The organism is Providencia sp. PROV150, from assembly GCF_028481025.1.
GTDB lineage: Bacteria > Pseudomonadota > Gammaproteobacteria > Enterobacterales > Enterobacteriaceae > Providencia > Providencia hangzhouensis.
In genome coordinates this window covers 151,549-172,369 of the sequence record NZ_JAMPPJ010000021.1, presented here as the reverse complement: position 1 = coordinate 172,369, position 20,821 = coordinate 151,549, and the positions used below count along the sequence as shown (strand labels likewise).

The 20,821-nt window shown below is 40.9% G+C and carries 20 protein-coding genes; 17 read left to right on the top strand and 3 right to left on the bottom strand.

What is annotated here, in order from left to right; all coding sequences use genetic code 11:
• Positions 1-188: 188 nt before the first annotated feature.
• The 6 genes from PSE83_RS14670 (at position 189) to PSE83_RS14645 (ending at position 4,862) form a co-directional block, all read left to right on the top strand.
• Complete coding sequence (locus PSE83_RS14670; RefSeq protein WP_004259175.1) at positions 189-1,040, top strand: MurR/RpiR family transcriptional regulator; 852 nt, start codon at positions 189-191, stop codon at positions 1,038-1,040.
• Positions 1,041-1,225: 185 nt separating this feature from the next.
• A complete protein-coding gene (locus tag PSE83_RS14665) occupies positions 1,226-1,657 on the top strand; it encodes a PTS sugar transporter subunit IIA (protein WP_004259178.1) in 432 nt (143 codons plus the stop codon).
• Positions 1,658-1,666: 9 nt separating this feature from the next.
• The gene (locus tag PSE83_RS14660) at positions 1,667-2,140 is read left to right on the top strand and encodes a PTS system mannose/fructose/N-acetylgalactosamine-transporter subunit IIB (RefSeq protein WP_096864481.1); all 474 of its coding nucleotides are present in this window, start codon (positions 1,667-1,669) and stop codon (positions 2,138-2,140) included.
• 46 nt (positions 2,141-2,186) lie between these two features.
• Positions 2,187-2,978 carry a PTS mannose/fructose/sorbose/N-acetylgalactosamine transporter subunit IIC gene (locus tag PSE83_RS14655; protein ID WP_047756133.1) on the top strand — a complete coding sequence of 264 codons (792 nt, stop codon included), beginning with the start codon at positions 2,187-2,189 and terminating at the stop codon, positions 2,976-2,978.
• Entirely contained in the window at positions 2,975-3,805 is an 831-nt protein-coding gene (locus PSE83_RS14650) for a PTS system mannose/fructose/sorbose family transporter subunit IID (RefSeq protein ID WP_004259186.1), read from the top strand. Before PSE83_RS14655 ends, PSE83_RS14650 begins: the two co-directional genes overlap by 4 nt.
• Positions 3,806-3,818: 13 nt before the next feature.
• A complete protein-coding gene (locus PSE83_RS14645; protein ID WP_164565557.1) occupies positions 3,819-4,862 on the top strand; it encodes a tyrosine-protein phosphatase in 1,044 nt (347 codons plus the stop codon).
• Positions 4,863-5,061: 199 nt separating this feature from the next.
• Here the strand turns inward: PSE83_RS14645 and araD are convergent, their stop codons facing one another.
• Positions 5,062-5,760 carry an L-ribulose-5-phosphate 4-epimerase gene (gene araD / locus PSE83_RS14640; protein WP_164565558.1) on the bottom strand — a complete coding sequence of 233 codons (699 nt, stop codon included), beginning with the start codon at positions 5,758-5,760 and terminating at the stop codon, positions 5,062-5,064.
• Positions 5,761-6,215: 455 nt separating this feature from the next.
• Here araD and PSE83_RS14635 point away from each other — a divergent pair, with 455 nt between their 5' ends.
• The 7 genes from PSE83_RS14635 (at position 6,216) to PSE83_RS14605 (ending at position 14,304) form a co-directional block, all read left to right on the top strand.
• Positions 6,216-7,028 (top strand): DeoR/GlpR family DNA-binding transcription regulator, encoded by an 813-nt coding sequence (locus tag PSE83_RS14635; RefSeq protein WP_004259195.1) that lies wholly within the window; start codon positions 6,216-6,218, stop codon positions 7,026-7,028.
• Between the two features lie 212 nt (positions 7,029-7,240).
• The gene (locus PSE83_RS14630; RefSeq protein ID WP_036958239.1) at positions 7,241-8,233 is read left to right on the top strand and encodes a substrate-binding domain-containing protein; all 993 of its coding nucleotides are present in this window, start codon (positions 7,241-7,243) and stop codon (positions 8,231-8,233) included.
• Positions 8,234-8,390: 157 nt separating this feature from the next.
• A complete protein-coding gene (locus PSE83_RS14625; RefSeq protein ID WP_094961581.1) occupies positions 8,391-9,908 on the top strand; it encodes a sugar ABC transporter ATP-binding protein in 1,518 nt (505 codons plus the stop codon).
• Positions 9,901-10,890 carry an ABC transporter permease gene (locus PSE83_RS14620; protein ID WP_004259203.1) on the top strand — a complete coding sequence of 330 codons (990 nt, stop codon included), beginning with the start codon at positions 9,901-9,903 and terminating at the stop codon, positions 10,888-10,890. The genes PSE83_RS14625 and PSE83_RS14620 overlap by 8 nt, the downstream gene beginning before the upstream one ends.
• A gap of 13 nt (positions 10,891-10,903) precedes the next feature.
• Positions 10,904-11,938 carry an ABC transporter permease gene (locus PSE83_RS14615; protein WP_004259206.1) on the top strand — a complete coding sequence of 345 codons (1,035 nt, stop codon included), beginning with the start codon at positions 10,904-10,906 and terminating at the stop codon, positions 11,936-11,938.
• 18 nt (positions 11,939-11,956) lie between these two features.
• A complete protein-coding gene (locus PSE83_RS14610; protein ID WP_172767441.1) occupies positions 11,957-12,820 on the top strand; it encodes an L-ribulose-5-phosphate 3-epimerase in 864 nt (287 codons plus the stop codon).
• An 11-nt stretch (positions 12,821-12,831) separates the two neighbouring features.
• On the top strand, positions 12,832-14,304 hold the full coding sequence (locus tag PSE83_RS14605) for an FGGY-family carbohydrate kinase (RefSeq protein WP_172767442.1): 1,473 nt from the start codon (positions 12,832-12,834) through the stop codon (positions 14,302-14,304).
• Between the two features lie 60 nt (positions 14,305-14,364).
• Here PSE83_RS14605 and PSE83_RS14600 read toward each other — a convergent pair whose 3' ends face one another.
• The gene (locus PSE83_RS14600; RefSeq protein WP_164565560.1) at positions 14,365-15,711 is read right to left on the bottom strand and encodes a phosphoethanolamine transferase; all 1,347 of its coding nucleotides are present in this window, start codon (positions 15,709-15,711) and stop codon (positions 14,365-14,367) included.
• Between the two features lie 483 nt (positions 15,712-16,194).
• On the opposite strand from PSE83_RS14600, the gene PSE83_RS14595 reads away from it, so the two are divergent.
• The 4 genes from PSE83_RS14595 to PSE83_RS14580 are packed head-to-tail and all read left to right on the top strand — an operon-like array spanning position 16,195 to position 20,225.
• Positions 16,195-16,944 (top strand): sugar phosphate isomerase/epimerase family protein, encoded by a 750-nt coding sequence (locus PSE83_RS14595; RefSeq protein ID WP_272660954.1) that lies wholly within the window; start codon positions 16,195-16,197, stop codon positions 16,942-16,944.
• Between the two features lie 21 nt (positions 16,945-16,965).
• Entirely contained in the window at positions 16,966-17,946 is a 981-nt protein-coding gene (locus tag PSE83_RS14590) for a sugar kinase (protein WP_164565562.1), read from the top strand.
• A 13-nt stretch (positions 17,947-17,959) separates the two neighbouring features.
• The gene (locus PSE83_RS14585; protein WP_094961588.1) at positions 17,960-19,240 is read left to right on the top strand and encodes an MFS transporter; all 1,281 of its coding nucleotides are present in this window, start codon (positions 17,960-17,962) and stop codon (positions 19,238-19,240) included.
• Between the two features lie 10 nt (positions 19,241-19,250).
• Positions 19,251-20,225 carry an NAD(P)-dependent oxidoreductase gene (locus tag PSE83_RS14580; RefSeq protein WP_096864472.1) on the top strand — a complete coding sequence of 325 codons (975 nt, stop codon included), beginning with the start codon at positions 19,251-19,253 and terminating at the stop codon, positions 20,223-20,225.
• 43 nt (positions 20,226-20,268) lie between these two features.
• On the opposite strand, the gene PSE83_RS14575 is transcribed toward PSE83_RS14580, so the two are convergent.
• Positions 20,269-20,736 (bottom strand): hypothetical protein, encoded by a 468-nt coding sequence (locus PSE83_RS14575; RefSeq protein ID WP_004259227.1) that lies wholly within the window; start codon positions 20,734-20,736, stop codon positions 20,269-20,271.
• Positions 20,737-20,821: the final 85 nt, after the last annotated feature.

Genomic DNA, 20,821 nt, shown 5'->3' with positions numbered 1-20,821 from the left:
GCAATAGGGATATAACTAACTATTTATATTTATTAACTTTTTCCTACCGACCTTACTTTCTATCCTAAGCCATAAGCCCCATTATCGTGACACGAAGACAATAAAGAAAAGTCACCATTTCCCTATTTTTAAGATATGGTAGGATCCATTTCGTAATGACGAATTTTAATTTATTAGCAGGGTAAATAATGATAGACCTAAAACTTAGAGAGGCCAGAGACAGCCTTTCCACCAAAGAAAAACAAGTCGCTGAGTACATTATTGCTAATAAGAAAAACATGCAAAGTATGAGCATTCAATCCCTAGCCCAAGAAAATAAGGTCAGTACCACCACTATCTTGCGCCTGTGCCATAAGTTAGGCTACCAAGGCTTTAGCGATCTAAAAATTGATTTAATTTCATCGATTAATCACAAGTCTTACGGCACTCTACTACAAGAAGATATTGATATTAATGATTCAATGGAAACCGTTAATCACAAAGTAGGATTGATTGAAAAATCATCCATAGAAGAAACTTGCGCTTTGGTCAATTTAAATGCCTTTAAGCTAGCAAATGAATTAATTAGTAAGAGTAAAAAAATTGTCATTTATGGTGCAGGCAGTAGTGGATTAGTTGCAAAAGAATTTGAATATCAACTAATTAAAATAAAAAAAGATGTTAATTGTCACCTTGATTACAGCATTCAATTTAGTATCGTGAATACATTAGATCAGAACGATCTTGTCATTGTCATCTCTCATTCTGGTGAAAACCACGAATGTATCAAACTACTCACTCTTGCCAGAGAATTGAAAGTTCCGACCATTGCTATCACGAAAATGGGGCAAAGCTCGGTGTCATCGCTAGCAGAAACAGTCTTGCACACGATCTCCACGGAGCACGTTTCAAGGCTTATCCCTATTCGCTCAAAAATTTCGCAACTGACTGTAATTAATATGCTGATTACTAATCTATTTATTAAACAATATGATGAAAGAATTCAAAAACAAATTAGCACTCGTGCGGAGCGCTTTTCTCGCTTAAATAGCAATAACTAATCGGCTTTCTCCTCCTTAATATCTTCTATGTGGCTCTAAGTAGCCACTTCGATCTTGCTCACAAAAATGACCCTTTCTAGGAACTCCCCCTTTTCATTCCCCTTTTTTGTGATATTGTTACTTTAAAATAAATATATAAAAGTAATTTTATTACTAAAATAAAAAAATAAATATAAGGGGAAAAAATGAGCTCTCAAATACCTATCATACTGGCTAGCCATGGGCCTTTTGCACAAGGGTTATTGGAATGTGCTGAAATGCTAATCGGCTCTCAAGAAGATATCAGCGTGATTTCCATTCAAAGAGAAAGCAATATTAATGAGGTAAAAAAACATTTATTTGAAACATATCAAAATGTTAATAAAGGCGATGGCGTTTTAATTTTAGTGGATTTATTAGGCGGTTCTCCTTGCAATTTAGCCAGCGAGCTCGTTATTACCCAAAATGATGTTGTGCTGTACTGCGGAATCAATGTTCCTACTTTTCTCGAAATACTCAGCAGCCGAGACCTCCCTTTACATGAACTTCATCAAGTCATTAATGATGTATTCCCTGACAGTTGCCTTAATGTCGGTGAACAACTTAAACCATTAGCACAAAATGATAGCGAACTTTAGGAGAATCCCATGCCAATTAATGTTGCTCGAATTGATGACAGACTTATCCATGGCCAAGTTATAACCACTTGGGTTAAAAATTTTGATATTGAACAGGTGATTATCGTCAATGACAAAGTTGCCAATGACACCGTTCAACAATCAGTTCTTACTATGGCTGCTCCACCAGATCTAAAAGTAGTCGTTTTTGGCGTCGATAAATTCATTGAAGTCTTAAAAAAAGCGGAAATTAAACGCCGCACTATGCTGCTGTTTACTAACAGTATTGATGTGAACAGGCTTGTCGAAAGTGGCTTAAAACTGGAAAAACTGAATGTCGGCGGGATGCGTATGCAAGAAGGCCGTCGTAATTTATCCCGTGCAGTTGCCGTCACACCAGAAGAAGAACAAGCCTTTAGGTCACTTATCAACAATAACGTTGCCGTTGAAATTCAAATGGTTCCTAAAGATCCCATTGTTGAATTGAAAACATTACTCAATTAATTCATTTAGTCATGCTTATTTTCACTTAATAAGTGAGGAGCCTATTATGTTAGTAGAGGCCATTTTAATTGCAATTTGGGCAGGCATTTGCTCATTGGATGATGTCGGTCCGCAAATGCTAAGACGCCCACTGCTCACCGGTACTGTGGCCGGTATTATCATGGGCGATATGGTTCAAGGGTTAGCCATTAGCGCCACATTAGAATTGATGTGGATGGGAATTGGTAACGTCGGCGCTTATTCTGCACCCGATATTATCGCTGGTTCAATTATTGGAGTTGCACTCGGTATTGCTTCCAATGGCGGAATTGCAGCGGGTATCGCCCTTGCCGTGCCAGTCTCTATTCTATGTCAACAATTACTGATTATCTGGCGTTCTTTTGCCAGTTTCTTAAATGTCTGGGCCAGTAAATCCATTCTTGATGGAAACTACAGTGGCCTAACAAAAGTCCATTATTTTTCGACGCCACTGTGGTTTTTTATTCGCGCCATTCCCTGCTTTATTGCCGTTTATTTTGGTAGTGACTTAGTCAATAGCATATTAAATGCCGTACCTGAAAGTATTCTTACCGGTATGGGGGTCGCATCTAAACTGATCCCTGCTGTCGGTATCTGTATTCTGCTACTCATGTTGCTTAAAGGCAGAATGTGGTTTTTCTTTCTGCTCGGTTTTATGCTCACAACCTATTTAAAACTGCCAATTATCCCAATTACTTTTATCGCTCTGGCATTTGCAGTGCTTTATGACATGGCATTTGCCAGCAGTTTGCGCCAAACACCAGAAGAAAAAACAGCACCAACCTCCCATAAAAATGAAGAAGAGGAGTATGACCTATGAGTGAAGTAACCACCTCTGAAAATAAAAAACTCACGAAAAAAGAGCTTAATGGTATGTTTTGGCGAATTCAAACCATGTCATTCTCATACAACTACGAAAAACTGCAAACTATTGGTTTTGCGCATTGTATGGTGCCCGTTCTCGATAAACTGTATGAAAAAGCGGATCAAGAAACACGTATTAAAGCCATGCAACGCCATTTCGAGTTTTTTAACACGCAAATTAACGCTGGCGCATTAATTCTCGGTGTCACCGCTGCATTAGAAGAAAAAACAACAGAAGAAGAAAAAGAAGCTGTCGTTTCTGTAAAAGCCGGTTTAATGGGGCCATTTGCAGGCCTAGGTGATAGCTTATTAAAATTTACGTGGTTGCCTATTTGCGGCAGCATCGGAGCCGCATTTGCACTGCAAGGTAATATTATTGGCCCTATCTTAATGTTTATTCTGTTTAATATCGTCAATATCGGCACCAAATATTTCTTTATTCATTATGGCTATAACAAAGGCGTTGATTTAATCGAGCAATCGAAAAAATCAAATATTATTCAGCGAATTACTAATATAGCGAACGTTGTCGGGGTCATGGTCCTAGGTTCCTTGATAGCGACGACCGTCAAGCTTTCCACTCCGCTAACCATTGCCGTCGGTGAGCAATCTATCAAAGTACAAGAGATGTTTGACAAGGTAATACCTAACTTACTCACTCTTCTCTTTGCCCTCGGTATTTTCTTCCTTGTTCGTAAATTTCAAGGGAAACATACCGTTGCACTCATTGTCGCCATTATGGTTTTAGGTGTTATTTGTTCTGTGTTCGGAATTTTAGGATGATAAAGGGAAATATATGGAAATCGAAGTCAACAGAGTGAGTGAATCAACACTCGAAATAAAGTTTAGTGAAATTCCATCCTCTCCTCTAGCATTATATTGGACGGATAGACCTGATACTCAAGTTTATCCTGAGAATTTCATTACAGATAAATTAGAGAATACCATTACAGTTCAAGACCCATTAAATGCTAAACAACGTATCTATTTTATTTTACAAAATGCCAACGGACGTAGATTATTCGCTGAAAGAACATTGCCTATTGAGGGATTAAATAACTTCCGTGATTTTGGGGGTTATACCACAACAGACGGAAAACAGGTGAAATGGGGAATGTTATACCGTTCCAACCATTTGTTTAATTTGAATCAACAAGCGGTCAACTATATTTCCCACCTAGGGATTAACAGCATTATCGATTATCGTACTCAAAATGAAATTAATAAATCGCCTAATTGCTATGTTGGTGAAAAGGAAACTTATCACCTTGATGCAACGGCTCAAACTGCTGAATTAGCAGCACAATTTGCCGCATCACCAGATAATGAAGACAAAGCACTAATCGAAAGTGTTATCCAACACATTCCGAAAGAAATGATTAACGGCGATGGGTTACAAATATTGGAACAATATCGCCAATTTGTGGTGAGTGATAAGTCAAAAGCTGCCTTTAAGCAAATGATAGAGGTTTTATTAAATAAACAAAATGCCCCAAGTATTCAGCATTGCCGTGGAGGAAAAGACCGAACTGGTTATGGTGCATTGCTGGTACTTTCCATGTTAGGAGTGCCAAAAGAAACCATTGTACAGGATTATATGATCACCCATTTTAACCGGCTTGAACGTAACGAAATTAAAATGGCGGGATATCGAAAAATAACCCAAGACCAAAATGTACTGGATTATTTACTCTCACTAATTGATACTCAAGAATCATTTATTTTAGAAGTCTTTAATACAATGGAGGAAATATCTGGCTCTGTTGAAAGGTATATTAAAGATGAACTTAAATTCACAGATAATGATATTAAGCAGCTTAGAGAGATATACTTAGTTTAAATAAATTTAATTATCTTATAAACAACCACAGGTTTAATCAAATAAACCTGAGAAATTGCTTTATTTAAAATAACAGTAAAATAGCCACATAGAATATTCATTGTGGCTATTTTATTGACGAAAAAAAAATCCGTTATTGATCATAGAATCAATAATTACTCTCGTTCGCCAATTCTATTTAATTAATTTTTTAGCTACTTTATTTTTGCCCGTAATATGCATTTTTACCGTGCTTACGTAAATAGTGTTTATCTAATAATACTTGTTGCATTGAACCTACTTGTGAACTTAATTGACGGGTAAATAAATTCATATAGGCAATTTCTTCTAACACTACGGCGTTATGCACTGCGTTATCGGGGCTTGTCCCCCAAGCAAATGGGCCATGGCTATTCACTAATACGGCAGGAATATCTTTTGCTGACAGGCCTTTTTCCTTAAAGGTTTCAATGATCACATGGCCCGTTTCTCTTTCATAATCCCCTTCAATCTCACTTTCTGTCATTTTACGGGTACAAGGAATTTCACCGTAGAAGTAATCGGCATGGGTTGTCCCTAAGGCGCTCAATGGCTGCCCTGCTTGAGCCCATATCGTGGCGTGACGGGAGTGAGTATGAACAATACCGCCAATTTCAGGGAATGCTTTGTACAATGCCAAATGCGTGTCGGTATCTGAAGACGGTCGATATTTCCCTTCGACTACTTCTCCACTTTCTAACGATACCACCACCATGTCTTCTGCTTTCATGGTTTCATAGTCAACGCCAGAAGGTTTTATCACCATTAGCTCAGCTTCGCGGTCAATACCACTCACATTTCCCCAAGTAAATGTCACTAGGTTATGTTTGGGTAAGGCAAGGTTCGCTTCAAAAACCTGTTGTTTCAATTGTTCTAACATAACAACTCCCTAGCTTGCTTAAATATGCTTTAATATCAACAACAAAAATTTATTATGGTGATGTTTTTTGTGTGTTGATAACCTTTATCTGGCTATTAAGGTAAACAGATTTAGGCCATTTAAAAAGCACCTCACTTTACAAATTCGTAACAAAATCGCCTAAGTCGGTCTTATTCGGGCATATTCAGTCAAATAAAGTCATAATACAGATGTGGTTAAATGACCGAGTTAGCCCAATATTTTTTGTTTATTAAGAGAAAAGCAAAAAAACACCGCAAATATAGTGATTCAAATCTAATTATTATGTAACAAGCCACATTAGCACTCTTAAAATTAAGATCAAAATCACTTTAGCAGGCTTTGTTTTTTTCAAAAACAGATTACTTGAATCCAATCACGACAAAAAAAAAGCAACACGGGCAGAATAAATATCGTGGAAAGAATAGGAGTTAAATATGTTACAAGCCGAACGCCATAAATTAATTTGTTCTCATGTTTCGCAGAATGGCTCGGCGCTAGTGCGTGATTTAGCTCAATTATGTCTCGTTTCTCAAGAAACTATCCGTCGTGATTTAACTACCCTTGAGCGGGAAAATAAGATCATCCGTAGCTTTGGGGGCGCGGTAGCCATCGACCAAGAAGAAATGTCGATGGTGAATGTTATGCCTTCTTCGGTCAAACTCAGTCAAATGGTTGATGGCGCAGAGTCTTTTCGCAAAAGAACCGAAGAGCACCCTGATGCCAAGATGAAGATTTCAAAGGCCGCACTAAAATTAATTCAGCCTGGTGACTGTATTATGTTAGATAACAGCAGTACTTGCTGGTTTTTAGCACGGCAAATACCTGATATCGACATTACGGTAGTGACAAACTCGGTCAAGATTATCCAAGCCTTGGCCTGCCGTGACCGAGTACGTGTTATTGGTATTGGCGGGGAATATTCAGAACGCCATGATGATTTTCATGGCCCAATTGCAGAAAGTATTATCCGTAGCTTTCAGATAAAAACCTTATTTCTTTCATGCCAAGGGTTCAATATCGAAAATGGTATTCGCGATGGCAGTGAAATAAACTCAAAATTAAAAAATATTATGTTACAGGTTTCCGAAAATAAAGTTTTGCTCGCGGATAATAGTAAATTAGGAAAATATGCATTTAGCCAGGTTTGTACATTTGATGATATTGACGTATTAATTACAAACAAACTAAATGATAATAGTTTTCAAGAAAAGTTCTCTAACCTTAGAATTATCGAGTGCGATAAATAAGTTATAAAAATAAAAATCATGTAACTGTGATGTAAGTAAAAAACAATAAGTTCTATTTTATTTTCTGTATTAAATAAGCGCAGGGATATTATTTACCCATAATTTCTTGGCACTTAATTATAGGCATATCTAAATATAAGAAGTTCATTATTTCTAAATAATGGAATTTCTTGATTTAGTATCCATCTACACTAAGGAATACAACTATGAACATGAAGAAGCTAGTTTTACCTTGTTTAATGAGCGTTGCACTATTTTCAAATGTCGCGATGGCTGAATCACAAAAAGCACAAAAGCCCTTTACCATGGGTGTCGTCGTTAAAGTCGGTGGTATTCCTTGGTTTAATGTGATGGAACAAGGTATTACTGAAGAAGGCAAAAAACTCGGTGTAAATGCCTTCCAAGTTGGCCCAACAACGGCTGACCCAGCGGAACAAGTTCGTGCTATCGAAGATTTAATCGCGAAGAAAGTGGATGTCATTGGCGTTGTCCCTAACGACGCTAAAGTGCTTGAGCCTGTATTAAAACGTGCTCAAGACGCTGGAATTAAAGTCATTACCCACGAATCACCAAACCAAAAAAATGCAGATTGGGACTTTGAATTACTTGATACCCAAAGTATGGGCGCTAACCATATGAGAGATATGGCGGCATGCATGGGCGAAGAAGGCAAATATGCCATGTTTGTGGGAAGCCTGACAGTACCATTAGTGAACGAATGGGCCGACGCTGCAATTGCTTACCAGAAAGCGAACTACCCGAAAATGCAAATGGTCGATGACCGCTTTGGTGTTGCCGAATCCGTTGATGACTCAATGCGTACAGCTAATGATTTGTTATCTAAGCACAAAGACTTAAAAGGTATCATGTCATTTGGTTCACAAGGCCCTATCGGTGCAGGCCGAGCCATTGATAAACGCCGTAAAAATGATGAAACCTGTGTATTCGGGACATTCACACCTGGCCAAGGCATCAAATTACTGGAAAAAGGCGCAATTGATGGCGGCTATATTTCTAATCCAAAAGTCGCAGGACAAGTATTTGTACAGGTTGCGACTGCCATGATGAATGGTGAAGAAATTAAAGATGGCGTGTCTATTGGTGATATGGGTGAAATCAAAGTCAGTGGCAACACGATTTTGAGTGACAACCCCGTTAATTTGAATATTGAAAATACGAAAAAATTGGTCGAAGTCGGTCTGTAATTTCACCTTGTCAAAATAATGTTCAAAACAAAAATACAATATTTATCAAGATATTAATTTTAATGTTCTTTGAGTTCGAGTCGCCTGCACTAACGCAGCGGCTCGAACTCATCACGAACAAGCCAACACCAATTTATTTGCAGTAGGAATTGTACTTATGACAAGCACCTCAAAAGCTGACAAATCCGATCCACTCATTACCTTGCGCGACCTTTCCAAAAGCTTCGGTGGTCACCGTGCATTACGCAATATCGATTTGACGCTCAACAAAGGTGAAGTGCACTGTTTAGCGGGCACCAATGGGTGTGGGAAAAGCACATTAATTAAAACTATCAGTGGTGTCTATGCCCCTGATGACGGTAGTAAAATTGAAATTGATGGGAAAAGTTATCACCGATTGACGCCCGATAAAGCACGTGAATTAGGCGTACAAGTTATCTACCAAGATTTGTCATTATTTCCAAATTTAACCGTTGCTGAAAATATCGCCTTTGAGCTAAACCTCAAAGGCTATTTTGGCTGGTTTCGCAAAAAACAACTGCGCGAGAAAGCCTTAGAAATCCTCAATGAACTGGCTTTCACCATTGACCCAGACACACCTGTGCAATTTTTACCCATTGCTCAACGCCAACAAGTTGCTATCTGCCGCGCCCTAGTTGCTGATGCACGCCTGGTCATTATGGATGAACCAACAGCGTCATTGACCCGTACAGAAGTCAACCAACTACTCTCAACGGTTAATTACCTAAAAGATAAGGGTATTACTGTTGTTTTCGTAAGTCACCGACTAGAAGAAGTGAAAGAGATTTCTGACCGCATCACGGTGATCCGCGATGGACAAAAAATTGGGACTTGGCCTGCTGAAGGCTTAACTACCCGCAAAATTACTGAGTTAATGACTGGCTTAGACATTGTCCATGAACGCAAGCCACCCAATAATGCGGAAGACCGACGCACAGTACTTGAGCTAAAAAACCTCAGTCGAGCTGGGCAATATCGTGATATCAACTTAAATTTAAAACGCGGTGAAGTGTTAGGTTTATGTGGTTTGTTAGGCTCAGGCCGTACCGAATTAGCATTATCGTTATTTGGTATTACCCATCCAGATAGCGGCGAATTATTTATCGAAGACAAGCCTGTTAAGTTAAAAAACAACACCGACGCCATTAAGCGTGGCATTGGTTATGTCTCTGAAGACCGCCTGACTTTAGGTGCCATTTTACAACAATCCATCGCAGACAATATGGTGATTTCGATTCTTGATCGACTCAAAACACCTTGGCATTTAATCGATGAAAAACAGTGCCAAGAAATCGTACAAGAGTGGATAGCCGACTTAGATATTAAAGTCACCGACCCAAATAACGCCCTTTCAACACTTTCAGGCGGTAACCAGCAAAAAGTGGTACTTGCCAAATGGATTTTAACTCGCCCTAAAGTACTGATTTTAGATTCGCCAACCGTTGGTGTTGATATCGGCGCAAAAGACAGTATTTACAAGCTGATTCACCGTTTGTCAGGTGTCGGTATCTCCATTTTATTAATTACCGATGAAGCCTCCGAAGCTTATTACAATTGCGACAGAATTTTACATATGAAACAAGGCGCTATCGTCAAAGAAATTGTGACAGATTCCATCAATGAGCAACAATTGGAGGAAATCATCAATGGCTAATTGGCAAAAATTACGACCACAATCTGTCGAAGGCTGGCTGACTTGGGTCATTCTTATCATGGTGGTGTTCTTCACATTGATGAGCCCACAATTTCTGACTATTCAAAATTTACTCGACCTCAGTGAAAGCTATGCGGTGACGGGTATTTTCGCCTTGGGCTTATTTGTGGTTCTTGTCACTGGGGGCATTGATATTTCGTTTGCCGCTGTGGCTTCCGTAGTGCAATACGTGATTGCCACTTGGTTATTGCAAGGTTTTATTGCAAGCCCTGCCGTTAGTATCACATTGGCGATTATCATCGGTATCGCTTTTGGCTTAATCAATGCCATTTTAATTTACTCGCTGAATGTTGTGTCAATTATCATCACCATCAGTATGCAATCACTGCTGTTTGGAATGCTGATGTGGTTAACCAACGGTCACAGCATTTATGACTTGCCTGATTGGTGGGTTGACCCTGTGACTATCCTGCCTTTTGAAGTGGATGGCGAATATTACCAAGTTGGCTTGCCGTTAATTGTAATGCTAGGCATTGCCTTCTTAACGTGGATTTTAATGAATAAAACCCACATCGGCCGTCAGTTATATGCTGTTGGCGGCAGCCAAGAATCTGCATCTCGTATTGGTATTCGTGTTTCCGTGATTTATCTGTTTGCTTACGGCTACCTTGGCGCGATGGCAGCGATTGGCGGCATGTTGCAAACCTACCGAATGAGTGAAGTGGTACCGAGTGCCCTTGTGGGAGGGGAGCTGGATGTGCTTGCAGCTGCTGTATTGGGTGGAGCCAGTTTATCCGGTGGCAGAGGCTCGGTGATAGGTACATTAATGGGGGTTTTCCTGATTGGTATCTTGAAAAACGGCCTTAACCTGATTGGTGTTTCAAACTACTTCGTCAATATCGTCATCGGGCTGGTTATTCTCATTGCGATTTGTATTACCCACTATAAAAAACGTAAAGAGACGGACGTAGGTTTTGTTTAACAGGAATATCACCATGAAAAAAAATGCTTTTTTTAAAATTGATGGCTCTGTTATCGGACTGCTTTCAATCTTTGTTCTGGCTATCGCCGCGTTTAGTATTGCCATGCCAGGGCACTTTTTTACTCAAAATACCTTTTTGAGTATCACTTTTCAGTTACCTGAATTGGGCTTACTCACCTTTGCCATGTTTGTACCTATGTTAAGTGGCGGCTTAAACCTCGCCATTATTAGTACCGCTAACTTAACTGGCCTGTTTATGGCTTGGGTGTTTATCAATTACCTGCCAGTGGATGCAGGGACGGGCACACAGCTGATGTGGCTGGTCTTCGCATTGATCGGCGCAACTGTAATTGCGGTCATTATCGGTAGCTTAACAGGGCTGATGATTTCCCATATCGGGGCACACCCTATTCTAGTCACTCTCGGTACTATGACGATTATTAGTGGTATTGGCGTTTACCTAACCAAAGGAGCAGCGCTGAGTGGCATGCCGCCCATTGTTCGTGCCATTGGTTCCGATACGGTGCTTGGGGTACCAATTGCGATGATTATTTTCATTGTTACCGCAATTCTCTTAGCGCTGTTTCTAGGCTGTACGCGTTTAGGTAAAAATATCTATATGAGTGGCAGTAACATCAATGCAACGTGGTTCAGCGGTATTCGTACCGACCGTGTCATGATTGCGATATACACCATTTCTAGCCTGTTATGTGTATTAGCTGGGCTCATCATGATGGCTCGCTTTAACTCTGCACGTATGGGCTACGGGGACTCCTATTTACTGCTCACCATTCTTGCCATCGTATTAGGTGGAACTAACCCATTTGGGGGAGTTGGTAAGGTTAGCCGAGTGTTCTGTGCCTTATTGGTTTTACAGGTCATTGCGACAGGTTTAAGCCTGCTTGGTGTAAGCCTGCACTTTAACCTCGCAGTTTGGGGGATCACGCTCATCTTGGCACTAGCATTCAAGTTCTTCAAAGAAAAATGGAGTGCTAAACGTGCGATGAACCGCAACCAACGCCTTAATAAAGCATCGACACAAAGTTAATTTTTCAAGGGGAAAACCATGCGCAAGCATCCAATTGGTATTTATGAAAAAGCATTACCGAAAAACAGCAGTTGGTTAGAAAAATTAGTTATCGCAAAATCTGCAGGTTATGATTTTGTGGAGATGTCAGTAGATGAAACTGACGAACGTCTAGCTCGGTTAGACTGGAGCCCCGCTGAACGTCTGGAAGTGGTTAGAGCCATTCAAGAAACAGGTATTCGCATTCCAAGTATGTGTTTATCGGGCCATCGCCGTTTTCCTTTCGGTAGCCATGATGAAGGCACTCGCATGATGGCCTATACCTTAATGGAAAAAGCCATTAAGCTCGCTCAAGACTTAGGCATTCGCACTATTCAGCTCGCGGGTTATGACGTTTACTATGAAGAGCAAGATACCGAAACGATTGCCAATTTCGAAAAAGGCATGCAATGGGTCAGTGAAATTGCGGCCGCTTCTCAAGTGATGTGTGCGGTAGAAATCATGGATACGCCATTTATGAATTCCATTAGCAAATGGCAAACGCTTTCCGATAAAATTCGCTCGCCTTGGTTCAAGGTGTATCCTGATGTCGGCAACTTAACGGCATGGGGCAATGATGTCGAAAAAGAATTCACCCAAGGAATTGAACACGTCGCAGCAATTCACTTAAAAGATACGTATGCGGTGACTGAAACCTGTAAAGGCCAATTCCGTGATGTGCCTTTCGGTGAAGGCTGCGTGGATTTTGTTAATTTATTCAAATTATTAAAACGTTTAAATTACCGTGGCTCCTTCCTGATTGAAATGTGGACAGAAAAAGCCGATGAGCCACTGATTGAAATTATCAAAGCTCGTCATTGGATGGAAGACAAAATGCAACAAGCAGGCTGGCACAACGCCTAAAGGAGCCGATAATGAATGCATTTTTTATGGGTGTTGACCTTGGTGGTACCGTCATTAAAGCGGGTATCTACACCGCAGAAGGCCAAGAAATTACCGTTGCTGAACATTCTTTTCCCACTGAGAGTCCACAAGCAGGTTTTAGTGAACGCAATATGGAAATGCTGTGGGAAGCGGCTTGCAGCGTGATTCGCCAAGCGATTCAAAATAGCCAGCTCAACGCCGCCCAAATTTCCGGTGTCAGCTTTTCTTCTCACGGCAAAGGGCTGTATTTACTCAATAGCCAAGGAAAACCGGTTAGGAATGGGATTGTGTCATCTGATTCACGAGCTCAATCTATTGTTGATGAATGGCACCAAGACGGCACCGCGGATAAAGCTTATCCATTGAGTTTTCAGCAATTATGGGCTTCTCATCCTGTGGCGCTGTTACGTTGGTTAAAACAACACGAGCCCGATAATTATCGCGATACTCAACATGTTTTGATGGTCCACGATTACATTCGCTACCGTCTAACCGACCAAATTGCCTGCGAAGAAACCAATATTTCTGGCAGCCAATTATTTAACCAAACCCTGTCGAGTTATGACCCTAAATTATGCCAACTATTTGGTATTGATGAGACAAATGACAAACTAGCACCGGTGATTAATTCGGCTCAACTTGCAGGAACGGTAACCCACAAAGCCGCTGCTGAGTCTGGACTTGTAGAAGGAACCCCTGTATTTGGTGGCTTCTTTGACGTGGTGGGTGCAGCGTTGGCGTCAGGGGTGAGCCAAAAAGATAAACTCAGCGCCGTAGCCGGAACTTGGACCATTTCAACCCGTGTCTTCGATGAAATTGTGCCTTCAGATTACCCATACGTATGGAGTAAATACTGTATTCCAGGTACCTATTTTGTCCACGAAGGCAGCCCGACTTCCGCCAGTAACCTCGCGTGGTTCACTCGTCACTTCTTCAATCAACGTTTGCAAGATTATAACGTACTGAATCACTGTGTGGCTGAAGGGGCAACACGGCCAAATGATATTCTGTTTTTTCCTTGGCTGTACGGTTCTAACTACCACAGTAATTTGCATGGTGGTCTACTCGGTTTGAGCTCACACCATACGGATGCTGATATTGTTTATGCTATCTATCAAGGAATTGTGTTTTCACATTTGCTACATCAAGACCGTATTGTTGGCCTTGATAATACAACAGAATCTATTCGTTTCACGGGTGGCCCAACACAGTCACCACTGTGGATGCAAATGTTCTGTGATGCCAGTAACTTGCCGTTAGATGTCGTCAATGTACAGCAATCAGGTTGCCAAGCCGCTGCACTTTGTGCCGCAGTCGGAACAGGTTACTATTCAGGTTTTGATGTCGCTATTGCGGCAAGCACACCCAAAATCACGACTTACCAACCAAACGCCGTTGGGTATCAACAGTTACGTGATAAATTTGCCCGCTTTAAAGCAGTTGCAGATGCATTGAGTCAATAACTTGTTGAATAAAAATAAAGGCAGAACTGATAGCTCGGTTCTGCCTTATTTTTTGACATATTAATTGTCAGCGACAACTTTGGTATTAACTGTGGCTGGTGATAATACGGTATCCTGCGGCAAGCTATCGTACTTCACAAACTCGTCCCGTGGGAAAACAAAGACATCGATATCTTTTTCAGGTGTGATAGTCTCCGCCACGATACTTTTCGCTGGGGAGGTTAGGTTAGTTTCTACTCCTAACCACGACGCGAAGTAATCAAATAAATTCCACTCACTTAACATTTCATCGCGAAATTCACGTTTAGTATCATCCGAATTGATGACCACTAATGGGACTTGATATGCCCCTTTCACGAGTTGACCATGGCGTAAGTATAGATTTCCGTCTTTGATATACCCTTTATACTCTGCTTCCAGTGCTTTTACGTGCTGCTTATTGGCTTTGACTAGCCCTTGCCCATGGTCAGAAAAATATAAAATGGAGAACGGGTAATCCCCATTTTTATTATTTTCTTGCAAGATACTATAAATATCGCCAATAAAATCATCACTCAGTTTAATCGCTGAAACATAACAGTTCGCTATACTTCCCCAGCCCGTATCAAATTGCTCAGGGTTAATGTTGTAATTATTTTTAACGAGTTCGCAAGCTCCTTTCGGCCAACCATCATGGTGAGGCCCCCACATATGAACAAAAATGACTTTTTCTTTCTCTGACGGGTTATTTAACGCAGCTTTAAAGGCAGGTAACATTTTAAAATCATTGGTGAGTTTATTCACACTGTCATCAACGACAAACTTTTCTTGCACGAAAAGGTTTTCAAAACCAGGCTTGCTGTCTCTAACCGGTAAAAAATAATTCGCCTTTAGAAAATAATTTGTAAAGCCAATTTCATCATCACCAAAACTGCCATTATTACCGATATAATAAGTTTCATAACCCGCTTTGTTGGCTAAATCAACAACTGAATTATTATTGTAATACGGCTTTTCATGGTGCTGTGTGATCGTCTTTAGATCATTTTTCGCTAAAGCTCGCGTTAAGGTCGGTACCGTATTGGATGCCGCACTAATAAAATTATTGAAAAAACGCCCATTTACCGATGAAAGAAACGGTGTATTTTCTAATGGGTAGCCATAAGTATTCATATAATTCTTATTGGTACTTTCACCAATAATGACAACTTTTATCTTATATTTATCATCGTTTTTTTTAGTGATTTGAATATCACTAGCCGTATTCACGCCATAGCAAATATCTGCATTGCTTTTTGCTGCTTGAATTAACTCAGGTGTACAGGCTTTTTTATAGACGCCGGCACTTTCATTGGTATTTGCTTGAGCCCATGAAACGCTAGCTAACAGAAGCACACTATAAAGTGCGGTTAATTTCATTACTTTCATACTCAGAACCTCATCTTCGTAACTTATTATATTTATGAGTTGCTGTGGTGTAGCCAGGGTAGAGTTTGTGAAATAATGTAGCATTGCACTAAAATTTCACACCTTAATTAATATATTGAAATATTATTTCATTAAAAGACGAAGAAGACGAAATTGAGATACAGCTAACAATAATTAATTATGAAGAATCACGCATTTACTAGGCATATTTTCATGCTAGCTGTATATCAAGAAAGATAAAAAATTAGTAATCAACTAGTTATATACCATAAATTCATTTATCAGAATGAATAATAAGCGTTACACCCATTACATATAGAGTTGTGATAAAGATCTGCAATTAAACATTAATCGCCATTTGATTAGTGATACAGCTCTAATTTTGCTCTTTCCTCACTAGAAAGCATTATGGAACCGGTTCCATAATACATTATTCGCAATGACAAATGGGCAAAATGCCCTTTAATCAGACAGAGGAAAGTCATGAGCAAACACATTATTGTTGTCACTGCGGCCTATGGGGCGCAAACCGTAAAACAATTAGGCGGCCAACAAGCCTTATTCGAAATGATTCAAAACAGCCATGCAGATGGCGTGGAGATCCGCCAAGAGCTTTTGCTGCCGAATGATAGCCTGACGGATATTGCTGATAAGCTACAAGCAAGGCAACTAAAAGCTGTCTATTCTATTCCTGATACCCTATTTCAACAACGAGCTCCTATCGCAATCACCAAATTACAAGGCTATTTCGAAGATGCCAAACAACTCAATGCACGCTTTTTAAAACTATCACTTGGTGAGCTACCTGAGTGCTATGACTTATCCGAAGTTATTGGTGTCATCAATCAATACACCACCCAATTAGTGATTGAGAACGACCAAACAGAAGCCGGTGGTCATATTGCGCCTCTTGAACGCTTTTTTGCTGATGTCAAAACCCAGAATATGCCCATAAAAATGGCGTTTGATATGGCGAACTGGCATTGGCATCGGGAAAATCCGTTAAAAGCCGCACATATTTTTGCTCCCCAAGTCGCTTACATTCACGTTAAAGCCTGCCAATTGCGTGACAACAAACGTGTTGCTGTAGCACTTGATGACAGCGATGGCACTTGGAAAGAAGTGCTAACCGCCCTACCGAATGACGTTCCTTGTGGTATCGAGTTTCCACTCGAAGGCGATGATTTACGTGCAGTCACTGAATACTATGTTTCTCTGTTAAAGACTTTCTAGGTTAGAGGGAGAATTAATTTTATGAAAAACCAATTAGATGTCGTAACTCTTGGTGAGGCCATGATGATGTTCGTCGCCACACAAACAGGGAAATTACATGAGGTCGAAAACTTTGTTCGCCGTGCCGCAGGGGCTGAACTCAACGTTGCTGTTGGCCTTTCACGCCTTGGGTTAAAAACGGGATGGATTAGCCGCTTAGGTAATGACTCTTTTGGGCGTTTTATCCAAGCCACATTGGATAATGAATATATAGATACTCAATGTGTTACGGTAGATTCTCGTTACCCAACTGGCTTTCAACTCAAATCTAAAGCCGAAAATGGAACCGATCCCATAGTAGAGTATTTTCGTCAAGGTTCTGCGGCAAGTCACTTAGATTTAACAGACTTTAATGAAGATTATTTTCTATCCGCACGCCATTTACATTTAAGTGGCGTGGCAGCAGCACTTTCACCCACCAGCTACCAACTGTCACTGCATGCCGCGAAATGGATGCGAAATGCAGGAAAAACACTATCATTTGACCCCAACTTGCGCCCTTCTCTATGGAAGAGTGAAACAGCGATGGTAGAACAGCTCAACCAACTCGCGTTCCAAGCTAATTGGGTCTTACCAGGCTTAAAAGAAGGCAAAATTCTAACGGGTTTCGACCACCCCGAGTCTATTGCTGACTTTTATCTCGCCCAAGGTGTTGAAGCCGTTGTGATTAAAACCGGAGAACACGGGGCTTATTATAAAACTGCGGGTAACCAACAAGGTATGGTTCCTGCCGTGCATATTAAACAAGTCATTGATACCGTCGGTGCCGGCGATGGTTTTGCCGTTGGCGTCATTAGCGCCTTACTTGAAGGCTTAACACTACCGCAAGCTGTTGCAAGAGGTAATTTTGTTGGAGCTAGAGCCATTCAAGTTATAGGTGATAGTGAAGGCTTACCAACTCAAGCGCAATTGCAGCATGAAATGGCATTACTCCCCGCAGCCACCACTAAAGCTGCATGTTAAAAGGAAATCGATTATGACAATGAATACTCCAGCAGCGTCACGTTGGTGGCGCATCATGCCAATCGTGTTTATCACCTATAGCCTTGCTTATTTGGATAGAGCAAACTACAGCTTTGCCGCCGCTGCAGGTATCAACGCTGACTTAGGCATTACCAAAGGGATGTCGTCACTACTCGGCTCATTATTTTTCCTTGGCTATTTCTTTTTCCAAATACCAGGCGCTATCTACGCGGAAAAGCGCAGTGTCCGCAAACTGATTTTTGCCTGTATTTTTCTCTGGGGAATGTTTGCCAGCTTAACGGGAATGGTCAGTAATATCCCAATGCTAGTGATTATTCGCTTTAGTTTGGGTGTCGTTGAAGCCGCCGTGATGCCAGCGATGCTCATCTATATCAGTAACTGGTTCACTCAATCAGAACGCTCACGCGCCAATACCTTTTTAATTTTAGGTAACCCAGTCACGGTGTTGTGGATGTCCGTGCTATCCGGTTATCTCATTCAAGCGTTCGGTTGGCGTGAAATGTTTATCATTGAAGGGGTTCCAGCGATTTTGTGGGCTTTTTTCTGGTGGAGAACAGCACGTGATAAACCAAGCCAAGTGAATTGGCTAAGCCAGACTGAAAAAGAGACATTAGATAAAATTCTCAGTGACGAACAGAAAAACATCAAACCCGTTCGTAATTACCGTGAAGCCTTTAAGTCTCGTAACGTGATTTTACTGTGCGCCCAGTATTTTTGCTGGAGCATCGGTGTGTATGGCTTCGTACTGTGGCTGCCATCTATTATTCGTGGAGCATCTAACCTTGGGATGGTAGAAACAGGCTGGCTTTCTGCCGTTCCTTACCTTGCGGCAACCTTAGCGATGATCCTCGTATCATGGGCATCTGACCGTATGCATAACCGCAAACTATTCGTTTGGCCAATGCTTTTACTCGGTGCGATTTGCTTCCTCGGTTCGTACTTACTCGGTAGCACGAATTTTTGGTTCTCTTATACCTTATTAGTGATTGCGGGTGCAGCAATGTACGCCCCATATGGGCCCTTCTTCGCTATCATTCCTGAAATGTTGCCAAAGAACGTTGCAGGTGGTGCAATGGCATTAATCAATAGTATGGGCGCATTAGGTTCATTCTTTGGTTCATGGTTTGTTGGCTATTTAAATGGAGCAACCGGTAGCCCAAGTGCTTCGTATATGTTTATGGGACTCGCATTATTAGCCTCGGTTTTCTTTACCTTGATAGTCAAACCAAACCAAGAACAAAACAGTGATGTTGTCATCACGAAGCATGCTTAAAAGGGATACTATGAAACAGAATATTATTTTATATAAATCCATTCCTACGGATCAACTTGAACGGCTACAGCAACACTTTAATGTTACTGTATTTGATAGCGTTACACCTGAAAATCTCGCTAGCTTTAAACAAGCGTTATCCCGCGCTGACGGCATTATCGGGGCCAGCTATCCTATCACGGCAGATGACATTGCCAATGCTCCGAATTTGAAAGCGGCATCGACCATTTCCGTTGGTGTCGATCAATTTGATATTGATGCAATGAATGCTAGAAAGATTGCATTAATGCATACACCTAATGTATTAACCGAAACCACCGCCGACACCATTTTTACGTTAGTGCTTTGCAGTGCACGCCGCATTATCGAAATGGCTGAGATGGTCAAAAATGGCCAATGGACTCAAAGTATTGGTGAAGATGCATATGGCAGTAATGTGAATGGGAAAACTATCGGTATTTTAGGCATGGGCCGCATTGGCTATGCCGTTGCCAAACGCGCTTATTTAGGCTTCGGGATGCCAGTTCTCTATTACAATAACCATATCCACCCCGATGCAGAAACCCAACTTAAGGCACGTCGTTGTGACCTCGATACGTTGCTGGCAGAATCGGATTTTGTCTGTGTCGTGCTGCCATTATCAGCGTCAACCGAAAAGTTGATCGGTAAAAATGAGTTGGCAAAAATGAAACCCAGTGCATTTTTGATCAACGGTTCAAGAGGCCGTATCGTCGATGAAGCCGCCCTGATCGATGCATTAGAAAGTGGCACAATTCGCGGGGCGGGTTTAGATGTGTTTGAAGTTGAACCCCTTCCAAGCAACTCTAAGCTACTCACGCTGCCAAATGTGGTTGCTCTGCCGCACATCGGTTCTGCCACCCATGAAACCCGTTATGCTATGGTCGAATGTGCCGTTGATAACCTAATAGCGGCTTTAAAGGGTGACCTAAGCCAAAACTGTGTTAACCCTGAAATAGCAAAATAGCTGGAATGCCCTAATTTATTAGGGCTCTTTGGCTCTTTAACCATCAATGCGCATGAGCGTGTCCCGGGCGAGCAACATTGCTTCGCTCACACTCGGTCAAAAATTGGATAGAATTCAGTTTACTGGTTGATGGCGCTAAATAATATAATCCGACGGTTTTTTGACTGGGTGAGTATATCTCCAACATGCCATTGACATCAGAATAATAATCACCTTTATTTATCACGATGTTAAAATCTTTTATTTTCTCAACGCGTCGCTGTTCCGTACTTTTCACTAACGGATAACTCATATACTCATAGCCAACAAAATCAACGATATTAACCTGATTATTATTGAAAAAGACTTGTACCTTACTTGCACCCGTTGGAAAGATAAATTTGCCATTTCGCTCTAATGTGATGTGATTATAGCTTTGGTCAACTTGGCAGGTATATTCTTTGATACCGCTTCTGGTGCTACACCCCGCTAAAACAAGGCTAGCTAGCAATAATATCCCTATCTTTCTCATATGTTCCCTATGCCCTCAAAATGGTTATAACATAATCTGCATATCAGTATACATGCAACAAACCTTAAGCCAAATTGAGAAATAG

Coding starts and splice junctions, on each gene's coding strand:
- PSE83_RS14670 (WP_004259175.1), top strand. CDS start 189: ATGATAGACCTAAAACTTAGAGAGGCCAGAGACAGCCTTTCCACCAAA.
- PSE83_RS14665 (WP_004259178.1), top strand. CDS start 1,226: ATGAGCTCTCAAATACCTATCATACTGGCTAGCCATGGGCCTTTTGCA.
- PSE83_RS14660 (WP_096864481.1), top strand. CDS start 1,667: ATGCCAATTAATGTTGCTCGAATTGATGACAGACTTATCCATGGCCAA.
- PSE83_RS14655 (WP_047756133.1), top strand. CDS start 2,187: ATGTTAGTAGAGGCCATTTTAATTGCAATTTGGGCAGGCATTTGCTCA.
- PSE83_RS14650 (WP_004259186.1), top strand. CDS start 2,975: ATGAGTGAAGTAACCACCTCTGAAAATAAAAAACTCACGAAAAAAGAG.
- PSE83_RS14645 (WP_164565557.1), top strand. CDS start 3,819: ATGGAAATCGAAGTCAACAGAGTGAGTGAATCAACACTCGAAATAAAG.
- araD (WP_164565558.1), bottom strand. CDS start 5,760: ATGTTAGAACAATTGAAACAACAGGTTTTTGAAGCGAACCTTGCCTTA.
- PSE83_RS14635 (WP_004259195.1), top strand. CDS start 6,216: ATGTTACAAGCCGAACGCCATAAATTAATTTGTTCTCATGTTTCGCAG.
- PSE83_RS14630 (WP_036958239.1), top strand. CDS start 7,241: ATGAAGAAGCTAGTTTTACCTTGTTTAATGAGCGTTGCACTATTTTCA.
- PSE83_RS14625 (WP_094961581.1), top strand. CDS start 8,391: ATGACAAGCACCTCAAAAGCTGACAAATCCGATCCACTCATTACCTTG.
- PSE83_RS14620 (WP_004259203.1), top strand. CDS start 9,901: ATGGCTAATTGGCAAAAATTACGACCACAATCTGTCGAAGGCTGGCTG.
- PSE83_RS14615 (WP_004259206.1), top strand. CDS start 10,904: ATGAAAAAAAATGCTTTTTTTAAAATTGATGGCTCTGTTATCGGACTG.
- PSE83_RS14610 (WP_172767441.1), top strand. CDS start 11,957: ATGCGCAAGCATCCAATTGGTATTTATGAAAAAGCATTACCGAAAAAC.
- PSE83_RS14605 (WP_172767442.1), top strand. CDS start 12,832: ATGAATGCATTTTTTATGGGTGTTGACCTTGGTGGTACCGTCATTAAA.
- PSE83_RS14600 (WP_164565560.1), bottom strand. CDS start 15,711: ATGAAAGTAATGAAATTAACCGCACTTTATAGTGTGCTTCTGTTAGCT.
- PSE83_RS14595 (WP_272660954.1), top strand. CDS start 16,195: ATGAGCAAACACATTATTGTTGTCACTGCGGCCTATGGGGCGCAAACC.
- PSE83_RS14590 (WP_164565562.1), top strand. CDS start 16,966: ATGAAAAACCAATTAGATGTCGTAACTCTTGGTGAGGCCATGATGATG.
- PSE83_RS14585 (WP_094961588.1), top strand. CDS start 17,960: ATGACAATGAATACTCCAGCAGCGTCACGTTGGTGGCGCATCATGCCA.
- PSE83_RS14580 (WP_096864472.1), top strand. CDS start 19,251: ATGAAACAGAATATTATTTTATATAAATCCATTCCTACGGATCAACTT.
- PSE83_RS14575 (WP_004259227.1), bottom strand. CDS start 20,736: ATGAGAAAGATAGGGATATTATTGCTAGCTAGCCTTGTTTTAGCGGGG.